We start from the raw sequence: 21,811 nt of genomic DNA, 5'->3' as shown, positions 1-21,811 counted from the left end.
ATTTGGGAACGCCGCGGCCGGGATTAGAAAGGACGGAACCATGAACAAAGTAAAAGCACTGATCAGCGGTGTGGCTCTGTCGGTTGCGATGGCAACCTCGGCACTGGCGGCGGGCGTTGAGATCAACGCATCCTCCACCGGCCTGGCCATGCAGGGCTATGACCCGGTCGCATATTTCACGGACGGTGCCCCGACCAAGGGCAGCTACAAAATCACTTCCATTTACAATGACGCAACCTACCGCTTCGCCTCGGAAGAGCACAAAGCGGCATTTGAAAAGAATCCCGAAGCCTATGTGCCGGCCTACGGCGGCTACTGCGCCTTTGGCACCGCGATGGGCTTCAAGTTCGACGGTGATCCGAACCACTGGAAGATCGTCGACAACACCCTGTACCTGAACCTGTCGCAGGACATTCAGGAACGCTGGGAAGGCGACATCCCGGGCTTCATCGAGAAGGCCAGCGTCAACTGGACCGATATTGCTGACAAGACCCCGGAAGAACTTCAGGCGCAGTAAGGCCTGAAGCTGCCACTCACGAAAAACAGCCGGCGGCGGGGCAACCTGCCGCCGGTTTTTCAATGGAAAAGGCCGCGCCCGAAGCGCGGCCTTTTCATTTAATGTTAATAAGCGAACTCGCTGTAGATGCGGCTGAGGTCGCCTTCCCAGGCGCCGTTATAGCGCTCCAGCAGCTCATCCGCGGGCACCTTGCCGGTTTCCAGGCTGTCTTTCAGCGCATTCAGGAAGTGGGTCTCATCCGGCACCAGACCGCCGGCGCCGGGGCGCGCGCGGGCCTTGAGGCCGCTTTCGGAGATCGCCACCGCCTCGCGGGCCAGTTCGTGCATGCTGATGCCGCCCACCTTGGCCTGCAGCCCCTGTTCCGAGGCGGCAACGCGCAGGGCGTCGCGGGTTTCCGCGTCCCAGCCCTTGACCAGGTCCCAGGCGGCATCGAGCGCGCTTTGATCGTAGGTAAGCCCCACCCAGAAGGCGGGCAGCGCGCACAGGCGGCGCCAGGGGCCGCCGTCGGCACCGCGCATCTCGATGAATTTCTTGATGCGCGCTTCGGGGAAGATGGTGGTCAGGTGGTCGGCCCAATCGCTGAGCGTCGGGGTTTCGCCTGGCAGCGCGGGCAGTTCCCCCTTCAGGAAGTCGCGGAAGGACATGCCCAGCGCGTTGATGTATTCGCCATTGCGGTAGACGAAATACATCGGCACATCGAGCGCATACTGCACCCAGGCCTCGAAACCGAAGCCTTCCTCGAACACGAAGGGCAGCATGCCGGTGCGGTCGGCGTCCAGCGAGCGCCAGACGCGGGCGCGCCAGGACTTATGGCCGTTGGGCTTGCCGTCCAGGAACGGGGAATTGGCAAACAGTGCCGTGGCCACCGGCTGCAGCGCCAGCGCCACCCGCAGTTTCTGCACCATGTCGGCCTCGGAGGAGAAGTCGAGGTTCACCTGCACGGTGCAGGTGCGGCGCATCATGGTGGTGCCCATGGTGCCGACCTCCTGCATGTAGCCGTCCATCAGCTTGTAGCGGCCCTTGGGCATCAGCGGCATGTCTTCATGCTTCCAGATGGGCGCAGCGCCCAGGCCGATGAAGCCGACACCGATCTTGTCAGCGATGTCCTTGACGTCGCGCAGGTGGGCGTTCACCTCGTCGCAGGTCTCGTGGATGGTTTCCAGCGGCGCGCCGGAAAGCTCCAGCTGGCCGCCTGGCTCCAGGCTGATGTTGGCGCCGTCCTTGGTCAGGCCAATGAGGTTTTCGCCTTCGGTCAGCGGCGCCCAGCCATGGCCGTCGCGCAAGCCTTCGAGAACTGCCAGGATGGAGCGTTCACCGGCATAGGGCAGCGGCTTCAGCGTATCCTTGCAGAAGCCGAACTTCTCGTGCTCGGTGCCGATGCGCCAGTCTTCCTTGGGTTTGCAGCCGTCGGCAAGATACTGGGCAAGCTGCTCGTGGCGTTCGATCGGCCCGCCGCCGGACTGGGGAATGGACATGCCTGGCACTCCGTCCTGTTAGATCTGTCTTGAAGGGTCAGTCGTGGGCGGAATCGCCGCCGGTGTCAATGCAGGCGCTGATGTTCCGGGCGGCTGGCGGCGCGCTCCCAGATCACGACCTGGTGAGGGCCGCGGCGGCGCAGTTCTGCCAGCATCCGCTCTGTCTTGAGGCCCGGAAGTGCGGCAAAGACGTCAAACAGCGCCTCGTAGCCTTCGGCATTCACCGGGATTGCCAGCGGCGGCTGGCCGGGCTGCTCCAGCAGCCAGTGCGGCGGTTTGGAGGTGTGGTCCAGCGCCAGCCGTTCCAGTTCCGAGGCCGCCACAGCGCCCCCGGTGAGCGGTCCGAAATAGGCGATCTGCCCCTCGTCCACCTGCACGACCCCCGGCCCGCCGGTGCCGCGCCGGAAGCGCATCCGCTGGGCGCCGATGACGGCAGCCACCAGCCCGGTGGCAACCAGCGCCCAGCCGGTGATCGCAGTAAAGCCGGCCGCGGAAAACGCCCATTTCAGCCCCAGCAGGAACATCAGCGCGGCGGCAAGGACCTCGCGCCATTGCCACAGGGTGTCGCGGGCTTCGGGGCGGATGAAACTCATGTGTTTCGCCTCATATCAAAGTCTGGCAGGCGGAACCGCTTGCCATGCCTTCCTTATTTGTGGCGCTGCAGCATCGGATGCAATGGCCGGCCGCCGTTGCCACACACGGAAAGGTTAACCAAAAATGGTTTCCAGTCTGTGACCAGCGGCACATGCCCCGCTTTTACCAGTCTCCCAGTGCCTGCTGCCACAAGGTCATCGCGGCCACAGCAGCGGTGTCCGCACGCAGGATGCGGGGGCCGAGACTGACCACATGGGATTGCGGCAGCGCGTGCAGCCGCTTGCGTTCAGAATCTGAGAAGCCCCCCTCTGGACCGATCAGAATGGCCCAGGGCGAGTCTTTCTGCGTCTCTGCGGCCAGTTGCAGCGCATTGCCTACCTCGGCCTCGTCGCAGAACATCAGCTGGCGTTCCTGCGGCCATTGGTCCAAGAGGCGGGAGAGCTTTTGCAGATCCGCCACCTCCGGCACGCAGGTGCCGCCGCATTGTTCCGCCGCCTCGACCGCGTGCGCCTGCAGCCGGTCCTGGCGGATGCGCTCGGAATTGGTGAACTCGGTCTGCACCGGCAGAATGCGCGCAGCCCCCATTTCCGCTGCTTTTTCGACAATGAAATCGGTGCGCGCCTTCTTGATCGGGGCAAACATCAGCCACAGGTCCGGCGGCATCTGCAGCGGCTTCGTCTGTTCCAGGCAGGCCAGCGTGCCGCCGCGCTTTCCGGCCTCCGCCACTTCGGCCAGCCATTCGCCGTCCTTGCCATTGAACAGCGCCACATGGGCGCCCGCAGCGAGCCGCATCACCCCGAACAGGTAATGCGCCTGATCACGATCCAAGGGAACCGATTGCCCTGCCCCCAAAGGGTGCTCTACATACAGTCTGATTTTTGCACTCATGGGGTCCTACATATGCAAGGCCAAAAGCCAGCGCCAGAGGGTCAGGTCGCGGATGCGGTCAGGGGAAACTGGGTCGACACACATGCACCGGAGTGGACCCGGCCCTATCTGCGGCTGTCCCGCGCCGACCGGCCGATCGGAACCTGGCTGTTGCTGATCCCCTGCTGGTGGGGGCTGGCACTGGCGATCCTGGCGGATCAGAGCCCGCGGTGGGGCGACTTGTGGATTGCAATCGGCTGCGCCGCCGGCGCCTGGCTGATGCGCGGGGCGGGCTGCACCTGGAACGACATCACCGACCGCAACTTCGACGGCCAGGTGGAACGCACACGCTCCCGCCCGATCCCCTCTGGCCAGGTCACGGTCAAGGGCGCGCTGGCCTGGATGGCGCTACAATGCCTGGCTGGCCTAGCGATTCTGCTGACTTTCAACCAGGCGGCCATCGCCATGGGCATCCTGTCGCTACTGCCGGTGACGGTGTATCCGTTTGCCAAGCGGTTTACCTGGTGGCCGCAGGTGTTTCTGGGCCTCGCCTTCAACTGGGGTGCCATGCTGGCCTGGGTGGCGCACACTGGTTCCATGGGCTGGCCGCCGGTGCTGCTGTACCTGGCCGGTATCGCCTGGACGCTGTTTTATGACACCATCTATGCCCATCAGGACACTGAGGACGACGCGCTGATCGGCGTGAAGTCCACCGCCCTGCTGTTCGGCACGCAAACCCCGATGTGGCTGCGCCGCTTCATCGTGGCCTTTGTCAGCCTGATGGCGCTGGCGGTGATTGCGGCGATGCTGGACAGCGCCTCGGTGCTGGCACTGGTGCTGGCGCTGGCCGCCCCCTGGGCGATGGGGTGGCACATGACCTGGCAGCTGCGCGCCTTTGACGCGGAAAACACCGGCAGATTGCTGCAGCTGTTCCGGCTGAACCGCGATACCGGCCTGATCCCGCTTATCTTCTTTGTGCTGGCGATGTTCGTTTGATTGAACCGCGGCCCTGTGCAGGTTAAGAGCCACTAACTGACTAAGGGAAATTGCCGCCATATGCGCTTGTCTTCTCTGCTGATCCCAGGCCTGGCCTTCACCGCCGCCGCAGGGCTGAGCCTTGTCACCGCCGGATTTGCCGTCACCGCTGTGGAGCACGGCACCGAAACCGGGGTCCGGCAGGCGCTGGACCGCGCGGGGTTTACCTGGGCCGAGGTGACCGCCGACGGGCTGCAGGTGCTGCTTGAAGGCACTGCCCCGGACGAAGCAACCCGGTTTTCGGTGATTTCTCTGGTCGGCAGCGTCGTCGACGCGGCGCGGATTATCGACGGGATGGAGGTTCCCCCCACCGAAGGGCTGGCGCCGCCGCGGTTTTCCGCGGAGATCCTGCGCAATGACAGCGGCATTTCAATCATCGGGCTGATGCCGTCAGGGTCCGGGCGGGCCGCGATGGTGAAAAAGCTTAACGCCTTGGCCGGCGAAGGCAATGTGGCGGACCTCTTGGAAACCGCCCGCTATGACAAGCCGGAAGGCTGGCAGGAGTCGCTGGATTTTGCGGTCGAGGCGCTGAAACTGCTGCCGCGCGCCAAGATCTCGGTTGAGGCCGGCGAGGTCTCCATAACCGCGATCTCGGGCAGCGAAGAAGCCAAGCACCAGTTGGAGGAAGAGCTGGGCCGGCTGGCGCCGCCGGGGCTGCGTCTGGCGATGGACATTGCCGCGCCGCGGCCAGTGATCACCCCCTTCACCCTGCGGTTCCTGCTGGACAAGGACGGCGCTCAGTTCGACGCCTGTTCCGCCGAGAGCGAGGAAAGCCGAAATCGCATCCTCGCCGCGGCGCGCACGGCCGGGCTGGAGGGCGGTGCCGATTGCGTGATCGGCATGGGCGTGCCCTCGCCCAACTGGGCCCGCGCGGCGGAGCTGAGCATTGCCAGTGTTGCCGAACTGGGCGGAGGCTCCGTCACCATTGCCAATGCCGACATCACTCTGGTTGCCGCGGAAGGCACCGCTAGCGGCACCTTCGATCATGTGGTGGGCGAGCTGGAAAACGCCCTGCCCCGGGTCTTTGCCCTGCATGCGGTGCTGCCGGTGCCCGAAGCCAGCGCCACTGCCGGGCCGCCGGAATTCACCGCCACCCTAAGCCCCGAAGGCCAGGTGCAGCTGCGCGGCCGGCTGAGCGACGCGGCGCTGCGGACCGTGGTGGACAGCTATGCCAAGGCGCGCTTCGGCTCGGCGAATGTGCATACCGCCACCCGGGTTGTCGCCGACCTGCCCGCCGACTGGCCGGTGCGGGTGCTGGCCGGACTGGAGGCGCTGTCCTATCTGCAGCGCGGCGCGGTCACGGTGACTCCGGAGAACCTGGAACTGCGCGGTATGAGCTACCGCAAGGATGCGCTGTCCGAGATCGCCCGTTTCCTGTCCGCCAAGCTGGGCGAGGCAGAGACCTACGGCCTCGACATCAGCTACGAGGAACCGCCCGCACCCGCGGACCAGCCGATTCCACCGGAACTCTGCGAGGCGCAGCTGGCCAGCGCCCAGAGCGAGGCCAAGATCGCCTTTGAGCCCGGCTCTGCCACCATCGCGGCGGAAAGCGCCGGAACCATGGACCGGATCGCCGAAGTTCTGGGCAATTGCGGCCCGGTGCGGCTGGAGATCCAGGGCCACACCGACAGCCAGGGCCGCGAGTCGATGAACCAGAACCTCAGCCAGGCACGGGCGCAATCGGTGCTGAACGAGCTGCGGGCGCGCCGGGTGGTGACTTCCACCTTTGCGGCCAAGGGTTATGGCGAGAGCGAACCGATTGCCGACAACGGCACCGAAGAGGGCCGCGAGGCCAACCGCCGTATCGAGTTCAAGCTGGTCCGCCCGGCAGAGCAGGCGGCGGCAGATGGCCAGGATAGCGGCGAGGCCGCCGATAGCGCAGATGACGCACAGGAGACCACAGAGTAATGAACAGGACCGAGTTCATCATCACCACCGCGATCATCCTGTTTGCGGCCTTTGCCATGGGCTGGTTTGCCAACTGGCTGGTGCACCGTTTCACCCGGGTGCGGCAGAGCGACGTGGCCGACCTCGACCGGATGAGCCAGGAGCTGCATGAGGCGGAGGAAACCCGCGACCAGGCGATCACCTACCTGCAGCAGCGCGAGGCGGAACTGACCAACCAGCTGACCCAGACCGAGGCGGAACTGCGTGCCGCGATGGATGGCCTTCGCGAGGCCCGCCGCGAGGCAGAGGAACTGCGCAGCCAGATCCCGCACTGACTTAGCCGGGGATGCTCCCGCGCCTGCAGGCCGCGCTGATGCGCGCCGCGGGCCGCTTCTTGCCGCCGGCGGGTCAAGGAGGCCGCAGGCCCCGCGAAGCGGCTTTTCCTTGCCGCGCCAGCCTTCAATCAAACTCAAGCTGGGCCTGAATGCGCAGACCTGCCCGTTCAGGCCTCCTCAGCGAAGGGGGAACGCCGCGCAACGCGCGGCGCCGGGCCCGACAGATGGCAATCATCCCGGATGATTGAACAGCTGGCGGGAGCCCCCGCCCCGCCTCCTTGGCTTACCAGCGCTTCAGGGCATCCTCATCGGCGTCCTTGGCGGCCACCCAGTCGGAGGTGCCGCCGGCCAGGATTTCCTTCTTCCAGAACGGCGCGCGGGATTTCAGGTAATCCATCAGGTATTCCGCCGCTTCAAACGCATCCTTGCGGTGGCGCGCCGCGGTGGCGACCATCATGATACGCTCGCCCGGGGCCAGGCGGCCGTGGCGGTGGATCACCAGCGCATCGGCCAGCGACCAGCGGCTCATGGCCTCCTCCGCAATGGCAGTCAGCGCCTTTTCCGTCATGCCCGGGTAATGCTCGATCTCCATCGCCTGAAGCCCGCCCTGGTCGGCATCGCGCACCACACCGGTAAAGGTCACCACGGCGCCTGCATTCGCCACACCGGCGGCAAAGGCATCGCTTTCGGCGCCAAGTTCAAACGGGGCTTCCTGCACGGAAATCCGCATTGCCTCAACCTCCGGTCATCGGCGGGAAAAAGGCGACCTCGCGCACGCCATCAAGCGGCGCGTCGAATTCCGACAACTCCTGGTCCAGTGCTACCCGCAGCGCCGACAGGTCGGCAAAGGCAGCGGCATAGCGCTCCTCGCGGGAGCGGAGTTCTTCGACCAGATCCGCGACCGTAGCGGCAGTGGTCTCCACCCGCTCGCGCGGCAGGCCAATGCGTTCGCGCACCCAGGCGAAATAAAGGACATCCATCAGTGTGCCTCCTTCAGATGCGGCATTGCCTTGCGCAGGTAATCCACCCCGGTGATGGCGGTAAGGGCGGCGGCGATCCACAGCAGCCACAGGCCGATGCGGCCAGTCCAGACCATGCCGGCGAATTTCCAGCGCAGGCCCATTTCATCGGATACCTGCCCCGTCATGATCTGCTCGATCAGCGCCTGGTCCATGCCAAAGGAGGACATCACCAGATAGTGCTCAAAGATCCCCTGCGAGAACAGCGTGGCGATGGCAATCATCTGGGCCGTGGTTTTCCACTTGGCGAGCTTGGTGACCTTCAACGTTCCGGCGGTGTCGCCCAGGTATTCGCGCAAGCCCGATACAAACACCTCGCGGAACAGGATCACCGTGGCGGGCAGCACCAGCCAAGGGGTCCAGTGTTCGGCGGAATAGCCCACCAGGATCATCAGCGCGATCACCACCATCGCCTTGTCGGCAATCGGGTCGAGCATCGCGCCCATCTTGGTTTCCTGCTTCCAGGCGCGGGCCAGGTAGCCGTCGAACCAGTCGGTCACCGCCGCTGTCACAAACAGCAGCAAGGCAAACCAGTCTGCATAAGGCCGGGTGAAGTACAAAAACATCACGGCAAGGCCGGGCGCCGCGATCAGCCGCAGCAGGGTGAGGATATTCGGCAAGGTCCACTTCATGCGGCGCACATTATCCGGCTGTTTCCCAAGTGGAAAGCGGGCTTGAACAAAATTCGGCGATAGCTGGCACTGGCAAACCGCGGCGACCGGCGGCAATCCGGTTCAGCCGCTCTCGTGAGGTGCGCCGTTTGTCCGGTGAACATGCCCATCTGGAAGAGCGCGTCTGCGTTTTTAACCAGAACGGACAGTTACCCCTGCGCATGGAAGTGGTCGTAAATCCGCTCTGCCAGGGCTTCGGAGATCCCGTCCACCGCCTTGAGGTCGGCCAGGTTGGCACGGCTGACGGCTTTGGCGCTGCCGAAATGCGCCAGCAGCGCCCGCTTGCGCGAGGCCCCGACCCCCGGCACCTCGTCCAGCGGGGTGGCGCTGACCGCCTTGGCGCGTTTGGCGCGGTGGGTGCCGATCGCAAAGCGGTGCGCCTCGTCCCGCATCCGCTGGATGAAATAGAGCACCGGATCATTGCGCTGCAGGGCAAAGGCGCTCTCGCCGGGGCGGTAGAATTCTTCCTTGCCGTGATCGCGGTCCACGCCCTTGGCGACGCCGACCATCGGAATGTCCTGCACGCCGTGCTCTTCCATGATCTCCGCCACGGCAGAGACCTGCCCGGCGCCGCCGTCGATCAGCAGCAGATCCGGCCAAAGGCCCTTGGCACGGTCGGGATCTTCCTTCAGCAGGCGCGAGAAGCGGCGGTTCAGAACCTCCTTCATCATGCCGAAGTCATCGCCCGGCACCAGATCGTCACCCCTGATATTGAACTTGCGGTAGGCGTTTTTCAGGAAGCCATCCGGCCCCATCACGATCATGCCGCCAACGGCATTGGTGCCCTGGATATGGGAGTTGTCGTAGACTTCGATCCGTTGCGGCGGGCCGTCCAGGCCGAAAGCCTCGGCCAGACCGCGCAGCAGTTTGGCCTGGGTGGCGCTTTCGGCCATGCGGCGGGCCAGGCTTTCCCGGGCGTTGCGCACCGCAAAGGCCACCAGCTCTGTCTTTTCGCCGCGCTGCGGCACTAGCAGCTCGACCTTGCGGTCTGCTTTCTCGCTCAGCGCAGCCTCCATCAGGTCGGCATTTTCGATACCGTCGGACAGGATCAGCTGCCGCGGCGGTTCCTTGTTGCTGTAAAACTGGCCCAGGAACGCCTCCATGATTTCCGCCGGGCTGTTATCTGCATCCACCCGCGGGTAGAAATCCTGATTGCCCCAGTTCTGGTTGGCGCGGATGAAGAAGACCTGCACGCAGGCCTGGCCGCCATCCATGTGCAGACCGATCACATCCGCCTCTGCCACCCCGCGCGGGTTGATGCCTTGCGAGGTTTGCACCTGGGTCAGCGCCTTGATCCGGTCGCGCAGCGCGGCGGCGCGCTCAAACTCCATCGCCTCTGAGGCGGCCATCATCTGCTCTGCCAGCTCCTCCTGGATCTTGGTGGAGCGGCCGGACAGGAAACGTTCGGCGTCGCGCACACTGGCGGCGTAATCCTCTTCGCTGATCAGCCCGGTGCAAGGCGCGGTGCAGCGTTTGATCTGATACTGCAGGCAAGGGCGTGTGCGGGTCTCGAACATGGAATCCGAGCAGTTGCGCAGCAGGAACGCCTTTTGCAGCTGGTTCAGGGTCCGGTTCACCGCGCCGGCGCTGGCAAAGGGGCCAAAGTAACTGCCCTTCTGCTTGCGGGCGCCGCGGTGCTTCTTGATCTGCGGAAAGGCGTGATCCTTGGCGACCAGAATATTCGGGAAGCTTTTGTCATCGCGCAGCAGCACATTGTACTTGGGCTTCAGCTGCTTGATCAGGTTCTGCTCCAAGAGCAGCGCCTCGGTTTCCGTCCGGGTGGTCAGGAACATCATCGAGGCAGTGAGCGCGATCATCCGCTCGATCCGCGGGCTGTTGCCTGGGCGGGTATAGTTCGACACCCGCGCCTTGAGGTTGCGCGCCTTGCCCACGTAGAGAACCCGGCTGTCCGCATCCAGCATCCGGTAAACGCCAGGCGATGCGTCCAGCGTTTTTACATAATCCTGGATCACCGCATAACCGGTGCGGGCGGGCGAATCCGGGGCTGTTCCGGCGGGCTGTTCAGTCATGCGCCCAGACATATGATTCCCTGTGCCTGGCTGCAACGTTTGCCTGTCCGGATCAAGAGCGGGGAAATCCACGGAAGCTGTGGATAACTACGGAGATATCTTTGGGCTATCCCGCGTTTTCTCTTATTTCCGGGTGGTTTTCGACGGATGCCTAAAATTTAGGCGCTTTGATAAAGTTCTGAATTAACGGAACTTTTTATCGTAACCCTGACAAGGTTTTGAAAAGAAAGGCACTTTTGTAACGCTTCCGTGACGGCAAGTGAACCGGTGCAAAACTTGCAGGGAAAGGGACAGTTTTACCCCTGTTTGCGTCACTCAAGACCGTCGCTGTCAGGGGTCTGCCAGGCAAGGTGCTGACCGCCGTCCACGCAGATCATCTGGCCGGTCACCGCCTTGGCCTGCAGGAGGTAGGACAGCGCCGTCGTGATATCGCCGGCATCCGCGCCGCGCTGCAAGATCGTGGCCTTGCGCTGGCGGGAAAACTGCTCTGCGCTTTGCCGCGGCCCCTGCAGGGTCGGCCCCGGCCCGATGGCGTTGACGCGGATTCGCGGCGCCAGTGCCTGGGCCGCAGTCTGCGTCAGTGTCCACAGCGCCGATTTGGCCAGGGTGTAGCTCATGAACTCCGGTGTCAGCTTGCGCACCCGCTGGTCGATCATGTTGACCGCCAGCCCCCAGGCGCGCGGCTCGCCGCCCGTATCCTGCTCCAGCGGCACCTCCTGCGCGGCCATGGCCTGCAGCAGCACAAAGGGTGCGCGCAGGTTGCTGTTCAGGTGCCGGTCCCAGCTGCGCCGGGTGGCCGAATCCAGCGTGTCATGCTCAAACACCGAGGCGTTGTTGACCAGGCATGCAACCGGGCCGCCAAGCGCCGCAGCCGCGCGGGGCAGCAGCGCTGCGGCCTCCTCTTCGATCAGAAGGTCCGCCTGCAGCGCCACGGCTCGGCGGCCCATTTCGCGGATCTGCGCGGCCGTTCCCTCGGCTTCCTGAGCAGAGGATGCGTAGTGCACAGCAACGTCATAACCTTGCGCCGCCAGCTCCAGCGCCATGGCCCGGCCCAGCCGCCTGCCCGCTCCGGTCACCAATGCCCGCATCTGCGCCTCCCTGCTGCTGCCTGCACTGACAGAGTTAGAACAGGACGAAGAGATAGGCCAGATAGAGAGCGGTCAGGATTACGCCCCAGATGCGGGTGATGTCCTGCTTGAAGAAGACAAACGGGATCAGCAGCAGCGAGGCCGCCAGCATCACCCAGAGGTCGAACTGCAGGAACTCCGGGTCCACACTGATCGGTCCGACAAAGGTGGCGATGCCGATGATGGCCAGAAGGTTGAACATGTTGGAGCCGATCACATTGCCCAGAGCCACATCGGCCTGGCGGCGCAGCGCGGCCATCACGGTCGTCGCCAGCTCAGGCAGCGAGGTGCCGATCGCCACAAGTGTTAGGCCGATCACGGTTTCGCTGACGCCGTAGAGGCGGGCAATGATGGTGGCGTTGTCGACCAGCAGGTCGGCCCCCAGCGGCAGGCCGATCAGGCCCAGCAGCAGGTAGATGCCCACACGCCAATACGGCATGTCCGGATCAGCTTCCTCGATCTCTTCCAAGTCTGCATCCGCGGCACAGCCATTGCCATTGCCGTTGCGGCGATGGTTCCGGGCGTCACGGAAGGCCACCCCCAACACCACAGACAGCGCGGCCAGCAGGATCAGGCCGGACCAGAGCGTGAAGGTGCCTCCGAAGGCCAGGCCAATAAACAACAGCGAGGCGCCCAGCATGAAGACATAGTTCCTGCGGGTGCTGCATTCACTGGTGTGCAGGGCCCGCATCAACGCAGGAATGCCCAGAACCAGGAGGATATTGGCGGTATTGGACCCCACCACGTTACCGAGCGCAATGCCGTCGGCGCCGTCGCGCACGGCGCTGATGGCAATCAGCAGTTCCGGCGCCGAGGTGCCGAAGGCAACGATGGTCAGGCTGACGATCAGTGCAGGCACCCCCAGCCGCAGGCTGAGGTTCACCGCACCCCGCACCAGCGCGTCGCCCGCCAGCAGCAGGATGACCAGACCAAGCGCCGAATACAGCCATGGCATCATTTGCCACGATCCCCCTTCTTACAGGCGCACGGCCCTTTGCCGATCTTGAAGCGGCCGCAGGACGGGCAGCGCCTGGAATTGATTTGCTTCTGGCCGGGAAACCGCAGCTTGCCGAACATCGCAAGCACGGCCATCACCACCAGAAAGATTGCAACGATCTTGAACAGCACGTCAGAGACCGAAACGCGCGTATTCGGCGCGCTCCTCGATCCCGGCCAGCGCATCCTGCGCGACCTGCATGCCAAAGCGGCTCAGCAACGGTTTCTTGAGACCATAGCGGCGGAAGCGGACCTTCTCGCCGTAACGTTCCTGCATCTTGGGCTTCAGATGGCCTATACCGTCGATCAGGCCCAGTTCTTCTGCCCTGCGCGCCAGCCAGATTTCGCCGGTGAACAGGTTTTCATCACCGTGCAGCTTGGAGCCGCGGCGTTCCGTGACGTGGTCGATGAAGTTGGCATGGATATCGTTCAGGATGACCTTGAGGCGCTTCACGTCCTCCGGGTTTTCCGGGCGGAACGGATCCAGCATGGATTTGCTGTCGCCAGCGGTATAGACGCGCCGCTCCACCCCCTGGCGGGCCAGCAGCACGTGGGCCCCAAAACCCGCCGAAATAACTCCGACCGAGCCCAGCACAGAACTGGCGTCAGCCCAGATCTCATCCGCGGCTGCAGCCAGCCAGTAGCCGCCCGATGCCGCGACGTCCTCGACAAAGGCATAGACCGGGATGTCCATCTCCTCGGCCAGGTGGCGGATGCGGGCACCGATCAGCGAGCTTTGCACCGGCGACCCGCCGGGCGAATTGATCTCCAGCGCCACGGCAGCGGGTTTCCCCTTGCGGAACGCGCGCTCCAGCACCGGTGCCACCGCGTTGTCGCTCAAGGAGCCGCGGCCGGGCATGCCGATGGCCCCGTTGAGGCGCACCACCGCCACCAGCGGCTGTCTTTTCAGGAAAGGCAGGTGAAATCTCATGGCGCCGATGTAGAGGGCCGCCCCGGGTGAAACAAGGTGCGCCGCCTGGGGAATTGATCTGAAATGCAAAAACCGCACAGCCACGGGCATAAATGCAACGCTGGTTTGCACCTGGCAAATACCCCCTGACTCGCCCCGGCCGGAAAGGCAGCGGCCTGGTATTTCCGGCAGCCCTTCGAGCCTGGTGCCACTAAAATGCGCAAAGGCCCGGCGCGAGCAGCGTGCCGGGCCCAATCGGGAAGGTGCCCCGCGGGCACCGCAGCGAGCGGGAGCACCGCCGCCGTTTTTCCAGCGCCCGGATCAGGCCCGGATGCGCCAGCCGGTTTTGAAGATCCACCAGATCACGCCCATGCAGGCCAAGGTAAAGCCGCCAATGGCGCAAAGGCTCAGCAGCACCGGCACATCCGCCTGGCCGAAGAAGGCCCAGCGGAAGCCGGAGACCAGATAGACTACCGGGTTGAACAGGGTGATCGCCTGCCAGACCGGCGGCAGCATCGAGATCGAGTAGAAGGACCCGCCCAGGAACACCAGCGGCGTCACCACCAGCAATGGCACCAGCTGCAGCTGTTCGAAATTCCCGGCCCAGATGCCGATGATGAACCCCATCAAGGAAAAGCTGAGGCATGTCAGCACCAGAAACGCCACCATCGCCAGCGGGTGCTGGACCGAAAGGTCCACAAACAGCGAGGCGGTGCACAGGATCACGGTGCCGATGAACAGCGATTTGGTCGCCGCCGCGCCGACAAACCCCGCGACCACTTCCAGAAAGTTGATCGGCGCCGACAGGATTTCGTAGATATTGCCGATGAATTTAGGAAAGTAGATCCCGAACGACGCGTTGGAGATGCTTTGGGTGATCACCGACAGCATCACCAGCCCCGGCACGATAAACGCGCCGTATTCGACCCCGTCAACTTCCTGGATGCGGCTGCCGATGGCGCTTCCGAACACCACGAAGTAAAGCGACGTGGACAAGACAGGCGAGATGAAGCTTTGCAGGAAGGTGCGCCAGAACCGCGCCATTTCCGCCTTGTAGATGGTGGCAACTGCGGTCCAGTTCATGCTGCGTCTCCTGCGGCTGCGCCTTTCGAGGCCGGCCCGCCGGACACCAGGCCGACAAAGATATCCTCCAGGCTGGATTCCCGCGTCTGCACATCCGCCAGCACCAGTCCGGCCTGGGCCACATCATTCAGCAAGGTGGTGATACCGGTCCGCTCAGCCCGTGCGTCATAAGTGTAAAGCAGCGCCCCGCCGCCATTGACCAGTTGCAGATTGTGCTGCGACAGCGAGGCAGGGATCACCCCGACCGGCGCGGTCAGCTGCACTTCCAGCTGCTTCTGCCCCATCCGCGCCATCAGCTGCTCCTTCTCCTCGACCAGCAACAGCTCCCCGCCGGTGATCACGCCGACGCGGTCGGCAATTGCCTCCGCCTCTTCGATATAATGCGTTGTCAGGATGATGGTGACACCGCCCGCCTTCAGCTCGCGGACAATCTCCCACATGTCCTTGCGCAGTTCGACGTCCACGCCGGCGGTCGGCTCGTCCAGAAACAGGATGCGCGGCTCATGCGCCAGCGCCTTGGCGATCAGCACCCGCCGCTTCATGCCACCGGACAGATCCATGATCCGGCTGTCGCGTTTCTCCCACAGCGACAGCTTGCGCAGCACCTCCTCCACCAGTGCCGGGTCGGCGGGCTTGCCGAACAGGCCGCGGGAGAATGTGACCGTATCCAGCACCTTGGTGAAGGGCTCCAGCGTGATTTCCTGCGGCACCAGTCCAATCAGGGCGCGCGCATTCCGGAAATGCGAGACATTGTCGAAGCCGCCCACGGCAACAGAGCCGGAAGTCGCAGTGGTGATGCCGCAAACCGTTGAGATCAAAGTGGTCTTCCCGGCACCATTGGGGCCAAGCAGGGCGAGGATTTCGCCTTCCTCAATGTCCAGCGACACGCCCTTCAGCGCGGTGAAGCCGCCGCTGTAGACCTTGCGCAGATCGCGTATGGATAGGATGGCCGCCATTTTGCCTCCGGAAGATGCTCAAATCTCCGGCCACCCTAGCGGCGGCATGCCGCATCTGCCAGCCCCCGCGCCGCAGAATGACATGTGCGCTTGCGCAGACGCAGGGCCTGCTCAGCCGCGGCCGGTCACCTTGCTGAACCAGCCTTTTTTCTCGTCATTGCCCTCACCCTCCGGCGCATCACCGTCGCCGCCGGGATCCTGCGGCCCCAGATGCGCCTGCAGATTGGCAAAGAACTGGTCCGCCATCTTCTTGGCGAAGCCATCAATGATCCGGCTGCCAAGCTGCGCCAGCTTGCCGCCGACCTTGGCCTCCACATCATAGGACAGCAGCGTGCCCCCCTCCGAAGGCGCCAGCGTCACGACAGCGCCGCCCTTGGCAAAGCCGGCCGCGCCGCCCTTGCCCTCGCCGGAAATGGTCAGCTTTTCGTTTTCGACCATGTCCGACAGCGCAACCTGCCCCTTGAAGGTGGCTTTGACCGGGCCGACCTTCTGAGTGACCGTGGCCTCGAAACCGTCCTCCGGCGTGCCGGTCACCTCCTGCGCGCCGGGCACGCAGGCCTTCAGCACCTCCGGAGACAGCAGCGCCGCATAGACAGTTGCCGGATCGGCGGCGATCTCTTTCTGGTCACTCATCTGCATGTGCTGGGCCTCCCTGACGCTCTGTTGCGGCTCCTATCAGACCTAGCCGCCCTGTCCCGCCCTGCCAAGCCCGCGGCTGCTTGCCTGGCCGTCTTTGGCAATCCGCCGGACAAATTTATCTTGACGTCAAGATTTAATACCATATATCTCGACACCAAGACAAATAGGAGGAAGTCATGAAAATCATTCTTTTTGGCGCTACCGGCGACGTTGGCGGCGCAGCATTAAAGGCTGCTGTTTCCCGTGGCCATCACGTCACCGCCGTTGCACGCAAGCCGCAGGCCCTTGGTGCCATCAGCGCAAATGTCACGCCACGGCCGCTGGATCTGCTGCGACAGCCAGACGCCGCGGCGGATGCGGCCAGGGGGCACGATCTGGTGATCAGCGCCCTGCGCCCGCCGGCCGGCCGCGAGGAGGACCTGGTGCCGCTGACCCGCACTGCGCTGTCGGCTGCGCGGCAGGCGGGCATTCCCGTGCTGGTGACCGGCGGCGCCGCAACGCTGAAACTGGCAGGCGGCAGCGGCCACACGGTGCTGAGCGCACCAGGCTTCCTGCCCGACAGCGTCCGCCCGATTGCCGAGGCCTGTGCGGCACAGGACGCGCTGCTGGAGGCGGAGACTGAGGCGCAATGGACCTGCCTGCGCCCGCCCGCAATGCTGTCAGAGGGGCCGCTGACCGGCAGCTACCGCTTTGGCACCGACACGCTGGTCATTGATACTGAAGGCAACTCTCAGATTTCCTTCGCAGATTTTGGCGCAGCATTGCTGGACCTGGCTGAATCCCCGCGCGGCAGCCAGAAGCTGACCGTCGCCTGGGGCGCTCCCGCCCCTGCCCTGGCGGCCGGCTGACGCCGGATCTGGGGCCGCGTTGGGCCTGGCAGCGCGCAATGCGCGCTGCAGCGGCTTCGCTTCAGGCTCGCGTTCAAGCACACAATGGCCCGGGGGTGTTCTGCGGGACTGCGCCGCGCCCCGGCGCGGCGCCGGGCCCAAGGCTTTGCCGGGCATCTGCGATGCCTGGAAAAGGCGCGGGAGCCGCTGGCTTGCCGGAGAACCGGGTCAGCCGCAGAACAACTCCTTAGTAGGGCAGCCCCACATAATTCTCCGCCAGCGAGACCTGCGCCGCATCTGAGGAAAACAAGTAGTCCAGTTCAGCCCTTTGCAGCCGCAGGTCTGTTTCCGATCCCTCCGGCGCCCGGTGCAGAAGGTTTGTCATCCACCAGCTGAACCGCTCCGCCTTCCAGACCCGCGCCAGCGCCTTTTCCGAATAGGCATCCAGCCCCGCACTGTCCCCTTTCAGGTAGTGGTCCAGAAAGCCATGGTAGAGATAGTGGATGTCTGACGCCGCCAGGTTCAGCCCCTTGGCACCGGTGGGCGGCACGATATGGGCAGCGTCGCCTGCCAGGAACAGATTGCCATAGCGCATCGGCTCGGCCACGAAGCTGCGCAGCGGCGCGATGGACTTTTCGATCGACGGGCCGGTTTGCAAGCCTGCAGCCACATCCTGCGGAAGCCGCCGTTTCAGCTCCTCCCAGAACGCCGCATCGCTCCAATCCTCCACGCGGTCGGTCAGCGGCACCTGGATGTAGTAGCGGCTGAGCATCCGGCTGCGCAGCGAGCACAGGGCAAAGCCGCGCTCATGCCGGGCATAGATAAGCTCTTCCGCCACCGGCGGCGTCTCTGACAGAACGCCAAGCCAGCCAAAGGGATAGACCTTCTCATATTCCTTCAGCACATCAGAGGGAATGGACTTGCGGCTGACCCCGTGGAACCCGTCGGCGCCCACAATGAAATCGCACTCGGCCCGCTGGGCCTCTCCGGCCTGCTCCCAAGTGACGAAGGGGCGCGCTTCGGTCAGCGCCTGCGGCTGCACATTCTGCGCCTCGTGAATGACCGCCCCGCCCATCGCATCCCGCGCTTCGTAGAGATCACGGGTCACCTCGGTCTGGCCGTAGACCATCACCGTCTCGCCGCTGGTGCGGCCTGCCAGGTCGATCCGGTCCAGCCGACCCTGATGGGCGATGTGAAACCCCTCGTGGATCTCGCCCTCGCGGTCCATACGTGCGCCGCAGCCCGCCTCGCGCATCAGGTTGACGAAACCATGCTCCAGCACACCTGCCCGGATGCGGCCCAGCACATGCTCCCGGGCATGCTTCTCCAGCACGATCGAGCCGATCCCCTTGCGGTGCAAAAGCTGCGACAGCAGCAGCCCCGAAGGCCCGCCGCCGATGATGACAACCTGCGTCTGATGCGTAGACATGCGCGTTCCCCTGATCGTTTGCTGTATTCGTGCACTGGAGATTATGCGCTGGCCGCCTGTTTTTGCGAATGGACCAAGCGCGCTAAAACTTGTATTTTTCGCACATGCAACGCTCAGCCCGCATCGACAGCTACAACCTGTTCGGCGAAACAGCCGAACTGGCCGATGTGCTGCATGTGGAGACGATCCGCGCCCGTTCAGAGCTGCACGACTGGGAATTGCGGCCGCACCGGCACACGCGGCTGCATCAGCTGCTGATCCTGACGGGGGGCGAAGGTGCTGCAGATATTGACGGAATCAGCCATGCGCTTGCGCCGCCCTGCCTGATTAATGTTCCCCGCGGCGTGGTGCATGGGTTCCGTTTCGGCAAAGGCACAACCGGCTGGGTCATTACTCTTGCCTCCGACTTCCTCGACCAGAACCTGGTCCCGGGAGAAGGGGTGCGCGCGATGCTGGATCTGCCCGCCGTTCTGCAGCTGCCCGAAGGCCTTCGGGATCTGGCAGAACAGCTTTTCAGCGAATACGGCCGCCGGGATTTTGGCCGCGCGCAGATGCTGCGCGGACTGGCGCTTTCCATGACTTCGGCCGCCGCGCGCGCCATTGCCGCCGATCAGGACGCCGCTTCGCAATCCTCTGCCAGCCCGCTGTTCGCCCGCTTCGAGGCGCTGGTCGAGCGCGACTTCCGCCTGCGCCGCCCGCTGGCGGAATACGCGGATGAGCTGGCAGTATCGCCGACTCATTTGAACCGGGTCGCTCAGCAGGCGACCGGGCAGGCTGCCTCGGCGCTGGTCAATGCCCGCGTCCTGCGCGAGGCGCGCCGGCTGCTGATCTACACCAACCTGACTGCGGCGCAGATCGCCTATGAGCTGGGGTTCAATGATCCGGCCCATTTCAGCCGGGTCTTTGCCAAGGGAACCGGAATGCCGCCACGGAAATTCCGCCAGCAGCTTGCCGGAACCGCCTGAGCCGCCGCAGACTGTGCCGAACCGGACACCGCATAGAGGAGTGCCAAATGCTGCAGGGGATCCGCATTCTGGAAGTCGAAGGCCTGGGCCCCGGCCCCTTTGCCGGGATGACGCTGGCTGACCTTGGGGCGGAGGTGATCTGCGTGCACCGGCCGTACACCGGGCGTACACCGGGGATGCCGGAAAACTCGCTTCTGGACCGCGGCAAGCGGTCGATCACCCTGGACCTCAAGGACCCCGCCGGTGCAGACACTTTCCTGAAACTTGCCGAAACCGCACATGGGCTGATCGAGGGTTTCCGCCCCGGTGTGATGGAACGGCTGGGGCTGGGGCCGGCAGACTGCCATGCGGTGAACCCAGGCCTGGTCTATGGCCGGATGACCGGTTGGGGACAGGACAGCCCGCTGGCCCATGCGGCGGGGCATGACCTCAATTACATCTCGCTGTCGGGAGCGTTGTGGTACGCCTCGAACCCCGGCGATGCACCGCTGACACCTGCCACGCTGGTGGGCGATATCGGCGGCGGAGCGATGTATCTGGTGGCCGGGATGCTGGCGGGCATCCTGAAGGCCGGGGCCACCGGCGAGGGCTGCGTGGTGGATGCCGCGATCTATGACGGGTCGGCCCACATGATGAACCTCTTGATGAGCATCCGCCAGGCGGGAAACTTTGGCGTCACACGTGGAGCAAACCTGCTTGACGGGCCGCATTGGTGCCGCACCTATGCCTGCGCAGACGGCGGCTATGTCTCGGTCCAATGCCTGGAGCCGAAATTCTATGCGCAGTTTCTGGAGAAGCTGGGTCTGGTGGAGGATCCTGAGTTTCAGCGGCAGTTCGACAAAGCACTTTGGCCTGCCCTGACCGGCCGCCTTGCCGGGATCTTTGCCAGCCAGCCACGCGATCATTGGGCGGCGCTGTTCGAGGGATCAGATGCCTGTGTAGCCCCGGTGCTGAACCCGGAGGAGGCAATGGCGCATCCGATGAATGCGCGCGGCGCCTGGGTGGAGACGGAGGGCGCGCTGCAGGCCGCCCCGGCCCCGCGGTTTTCAGGCCAGCCGGAATGGACGCCGCCGGAGATCCCCCGGCGCGGCCAGCACACGGAGGAAATCCTGGCAGAACTGGCCCAGAAGTAGGGTCAGTCTTCTTTCTTGGCCTTTTCAGCCGCGGCTTTCATCCGCTTGAGCAGTTCGGTCTTGTCCGACTGCTTGCCAAAAGGGTTCTTCTTGGTGCCCTTGGCATTATGTTCCGAATGACGGGGCTTGTTGCTGCCCATGCGGGCGCCGCCCATTCTGCTGTAGTCCATCGTGAGACCTCTGGATGTATCCGAAGATGCGGCTATTGCCGCATCTTCATGGATAACACAAGATCAGCCGTTTCGAACGGTGTCGATCATCAGCTGCACATTGTCCGGGTTGGCATCCGGCGTGATGCCGTGGCCGAGGTTGAAGATATGCGGGCCGTTTCTGAACGCCTCGACGATGCGGCGGGTTTCGTCCACCAGCTCCTGCCCGCCGGTCACCATGTGGCGGGAGGCCAGGTTGCCCTGCACGCAGCCGTCCACCTGCACATTGGCAGCTGCCCAGACCGGGTCAACGGAGTTGTCCAGCGCCACGCAGTCCACGCCGGTCGCCTTGGCAAAGCCCACGTATTTCTCGCCCGCCTCGCGCGGGAAGCCGATGACGGGGATGCCCGGATGGCGTTCTTTCAGCGCCGCGGTGATCTGGCGGCAGGGTTCCAGCGCGTATTTCTGGAACGCTTCGCCCTTCAGCGAGCCGGCCCAGCTGTCAAAGATCTTCACCACTTCGGCGCCAGCCTCGATCTGCTTGGACAGATAATCGATTGTCGCTTCGGTGATCCGCGCCAGCAGCGCCTCGAACAGGGCCGTGTTTTCTTCGCGCAAGCGGTGGGCCGGCCCCTGATCCGGGGTGCCGCGGCCCGCGATCATATAGGTTGCGACGGTCCAGGGCGCGCCGGCGAAACCGATCAGCGTGGTCTCGGACGGCAGCTCACTCGACAGGATCCGGACCGTTTCATAGATCGGATTCAGTGTATCGTGGATGTCGCTCGCCGGGCCCAGCTTGGCAAAATCCGCCTCAGTTGTGATGGTCGACAGCCGCGGGCCTTCGCCGGTCACAAACCACAGGTCGGCACCCAGCGCCTGCGGCACCAGCAGGATGTCGGCAAACAGGATCGCGGCATCAAAACCGTAGCGGCGGATCGGCTGCAGCGTCACCTCGGCGGCCAGGTCGGAGTTGTAGCACAGCGACAGGAAATCCCCGGCCTCGGCCCGCGTTGCACGGTATTCCGGCAGGTAACGGCCCGCCTGGCGCATCATCCAGATCGGCGGCACATCCTGTTTCTCACCCGCCAATGCGCGCAGCAGCTTCTTTTGTACGGCCATGGTCATCCTCGCTATCATTCGCCCCTTGAGGTCACGCCTGAAGGGCGG

The 21,811-nt window shown here is 64.3% G+C and carries 24 protein-coding genes; 7 read left to right on the top strand and 17 right to left on the bottom strand.

Annotation, left to right across the window (positions count from 1 at the left end; genetic code table 11):
- Positions 1–40 precede the first annotated feature (40 nt).
- A complete protein-coding gene (locus KUW17_RS12145) occupies positions 41–517 on the top strand; it encodes a YHS domain-containing (seleno)protein (protein WP_019297145.1) in 477 nt (158 codons plus the stop codon).
- A 104-nt stretch (positions 518–621) separates the two neighbouring features.
- On the opposite strand, the gene KUW17_RS12140 is transcribed toward KUW17_RS12145, so the two are convergent.
- The 3 genes from KUW17_RS12140 to KUW17_RS12130 all read right to left on the bottom strand — a co-directional run bounded on the left by KUW17_RS12140 (position 622) and on the right by KUW17_RS12130 (position 3,474).
- Positions 622–1,992: a glutamate--cysteine ligase gene (locus KUW17_RS12140; RefSeq protein ID WP_222479383.1), complete on the bottom strand. Its 1,371-nt coding sequence runs from the start codon at positions 1,990–1,992 to the stop codon at positions 622–624.
- Between the two features lie 65 nt (positions 1,993–2,057).
- Positions 2,058–2,585 carry a hypothetical protein gene (locus KUW17_RS12135; protein WP_222479381.1) on the bottom strand — a complete coding sequence of 176 codons (528 nt, stop codon included), beginning with the start codon at positions 2,583–2,585 and terminating at the stop codon, positions 2,058–2,060.
- 163 nt (positions 2,586–2,748) lie between these two features.
- Positions 2,749–3,474, bottom strand: coding sequence for a 16S rRNA (uracil(1498)-N(3))-methyltransferase (locus tag KUW17_RS12130; protein ID WP_222479379.1), 726 nt, complete (start codon positions 3,472–3,474; stop codon positions 2,749–2,751).
- Positions 3,475–3,486: 12 nt separating this feature from the next.
- Between KUW17_RS12130 and ubiA the strand changes: the two genes are divergently transcribed.
- The 3 genes from ubiA to KUW17_RS12115 are packed head-to-tail and all read left to right on the top strand — an operon-like array spanning position 3,487 to position 6,710.
- Complete coding sequence (ubiA, locus tag KUW17_RS12125; RefSeq protein ID WP_222479377.1) at positions 3,487–4,449, top strand: 4-hydroxybenzoate octaprenyltransferase; 963 nt, start codon at positions 3,487–3,489, stop codon at positions 4,447–4,449.
- Positions 4,450–4,509: 60 nt separating this feature from the next.
- On the top strand, positions 4,510–6,396 hold the full coding sequence (locus tag KUW17_RS12120; RefSeq protein WP_222479375.1) for an OmpA family protein: 1,887 nt from the start codon (positions 4,510–4,512) through the stop codon (positions 6,394–6,396).
- Positions 6,396–6,710 (top strand): hypothetical protein, encoded by a 315-nt coding sequence (locus KUW17_RS12115; protein ID WP_222479373.1) that lies wholly within the window; start codon positions 6,396–6,398, stop codon positions 6,708–6,710. The genes KUW17_RS12120 and KUW17_RS12115 overlap by 1 nt, the downstream gene beginning before the upstream one ends.
- A gap of 283 nt (positions 6,711–6,993) precedes the next feature.
- Here KUW17_RS12115 and KUW17_RS12110 read toward each other — a convergent pair whose 3' ends face one another.
- The 11 genes from KUW17_RS12110 to KUW17_RS12060 form a co-directional block, all read right to left on the bottom strand.
- The gene (locus KUW17_RS12110) at positions 6,994–7,440 is read right to left on the bottom strand and encodes a molybdenum cofactor biosynthesis protein MoaE (RefSeq protein WP_222479371.1); all 447 of its coding nucleotides are present in this window, start codon (positions 7,438–7,440) and stop codon (positions 6,994–6,996) included.
- A 4-nt stretch (positions 7,441–7,444) separates the two neighbouring features.
- Entirely contained in the window at positions 7,445–7,690 is a 246-nt protein-coding gene (gene moaD / locus KUW17_RS12105; protein WP_222479368.1) for a molybdopterin converting factor subunit 1, read from the bottom strand.
- Positions 7,690–8,361: a CDP-diacylglycerol--glycerol-3-phosphate 3-phosphatidyltransferase gene (gene pgsA / locus KUW17_RS12100; protein ID WP_222479366.1), complete on the bottom strand. Its 672-nt coding sequence runs from the start codon at positions 8,359–8,361 to the stop codon at positions 7,690–7,692. Before pgsA ends, moaD begins: the two co-directional genes overlap by 1 nt.
- Before the next feature lie 188 nt (positions 8,362–8,549).
- Entirely contained in the window at positions 8,550–10,442 is a 1,893-nt protein-coding gene (gene uvrC / locus KUW17_RS12095; RefSeq protein ID WP_222479364.1) for an excinuclease ABC subunit UvrC, read from the bottom strand.
- Between the two features lie 299 nt (positions 10,443–10,741).
- Entirely contained in the window at positions 10,742–11,572 is an 831-nt protein-coding gene (locus tag KUW17_RS12090) for an SDR family oxidoreductase (RefSeq protein ID WP_315899398.1), read from the bottom strand.
- Complete coding sequence (locus tag KUW17_RS12085) at positions 11,553–12,515, bottom strand: calcium/sodium antiporter (protein WP_222479360.1); 963 nt, start codon at positions 12,513–12,515, stop codon at positions 11,553–11,555. The genes KUW17_RS12090 and KUW17_RS12085 overlap by 20 nt, the downstream gene beginning before the upstream one ends.
- A complete protein-coding gene (locus tag KUW17_RS12080; RefSeq protein ID WP_019297160.1) occupies positions 12,512–12,685 on the bottom strand; it encodes a hypothetical protein in 174 nt (57 codons plus the stop codon). The genes KUW17_RS12085 and KUW17_RS12080 overlap by 4 nt, the downstream gene beginning before the upstream one ends.
- Before the next feature lies 1 nt (position 12,686).
- Positions 12,687–13,484 carry a S49 family peptidase gene (locus KUW17_RS12075; RefSeq protein WP_222479357.1) on the bottom strand — a complete coding sequence of 266 codons (798 nt, stop codon included), beginning with the start codon at positions 13,482–13,484 and terminating at the stop codon, positions 12,687–12,689.
- 300 nt (positions 13,485–13,784) lie between these two features.
- Positions 13,785–14,546 (bottom strand): ABC transporter permease, encoded by a 762-nt coding sequence (locus tag KUW17_RS12070; protein WP_222479355.1) that lies wholly within the window; start codon positions 14,544–14,546, stop codon positions 13,785–13,787.
- On the bottom strand, positions 14,543–15,502 hold the full coding sequence (locus KUW17_RS12065; protein ID WP_222479353.1) for an ABC transporter ATP-binding protein: 960 nt from the start codon (positions 15,500–15,502) through the stop codon (positions 14,543–14,545). The genes KUW17_RS12070 and KUW17_RS12065 overlap by 4 nt, the downstream gene beginning before the upstream one ends.
- Positions 15,503–15,613: 111 nt before the next feature.
- The gene (locus KUW17_RS12060; RefSeq protein ID WP_222479351.1) at positions 15,614–16,141 is read right to left on the bottom strand and encodes a CoxG family protein; all 528 of its coding nucleotides are present in this window, start codon (positions 16,139–16,141) and stop codon (positions 15,614–15,616) included.
- 176 nt (positions 16,142–16,317) lie between these two features.
- On the opposite strand from KUW17_RS12060, the gene KUW17_RS12055 reads away from it, so the two are divergent.
- A complete protein-coding gene (locus KUW17_RS12055) occupies positions 16,318–16,989 on the top strand; it encodes an NAD(P)-dependent oxidoreductase (RefSeq protein WP_222479349.1) in 672 nt (223 codons plus the stop codon).
- A gap of 226 nt (positions 16,990–17,215) precedes the next feature.
- Here KUW17_RS12055 and pobA read toward each other — a convergent pair whose 3' ends face one another.
- The gene (gene pobA, locus KUW17_RS12050; protein ID WP_222479347.1) at positions 17,216–18,397 is read right to left on the bottom strand and encodes a 4-hydroxybenzoate 3-monooxygenase; all 1,182 of its coding nucleotides are present in this window, start codon (positions 18,395–18,397) and stop codon (positions 17,216–17,218) included.
- Between the two features lie 104 nt (positions 18,398–18,501).
- Here pobA and KUW17_RS12045 point away from each other — a divergent pair, with 104 nt between their 5' ends.
- Together KUW17_RS12045 and KUW17_RS12040 are read left to right on the top strand one after the other, a co-directional pair.
- Complete coding sequence (locus KUW17_RS12045) at positions 18,502–19,362, top strand: helix-turn-helix domain-containing protein (protein WP_222479345.1); 861 nt, start codon at positions 18,502–18,504, stop codon at positions 19,360–19,362.
- A 47-nt stretch (positions 19,363–19,409) separates the two neighbouring features.
- Positions 19,410–20,495: a CaiB/BaiF CoA transferase family protein gene (locus tag KUW17_RS12040; RefSeq protein ID WP_222479344.1), complete on the top strand. Its 1,086-nt coding sequence runs from the start codon at positions 19,410–19,412 to the stop codon at positions 20,493–20,495.
- A 2-nt stretch (positions 20,496–20,497) separates the two neighbouring features.
- On the opposite strand, the gene KUW17_RS12035 is transcribed toward KUW17_RS12040, so the two are convergent.
- Positions 20,498–20,665, bottom strand: a complete 168-nt coding sequence (locus KUW17_RS12035; RefSeq protein WP_174146211.1) for a hypothetical protein — start codon at positions 20,663–20,665, stop codon at positions 20,498–20,500.
- A 63-nt stretch (positions 20,666–20,728) separates the two neighbouring features.
- Complete coding sequence (hemE, locus tag KUW17_RS12030) at positions 20,729–21,763, bottom strand: uroporphyrinogen decarboxylase (protein ID WP_222479758.1); 1,035 nt, start codon at positions 21,761–21,763, stop codon at positions 20,729–20,731.
- Positions 21,764–21,811 lie beyond the last annotated feature (48 nt).

This window comes from Leisingera aquaemixtae, assembly GCF_019801145.1.
Taxonomy (GTDB): Bacteria; Pseudomonadota; Alphaproteobacteria; order Rhodobacterales; family Rhodobacteraceae; genus Leisingera; species Leisingera aquaemixtae_A.
The sequence above is the reverse complement of the archived record's forward strand: the minus strand, read 5'-3'. Positions and strand labels throughout refer to the sequence as shown.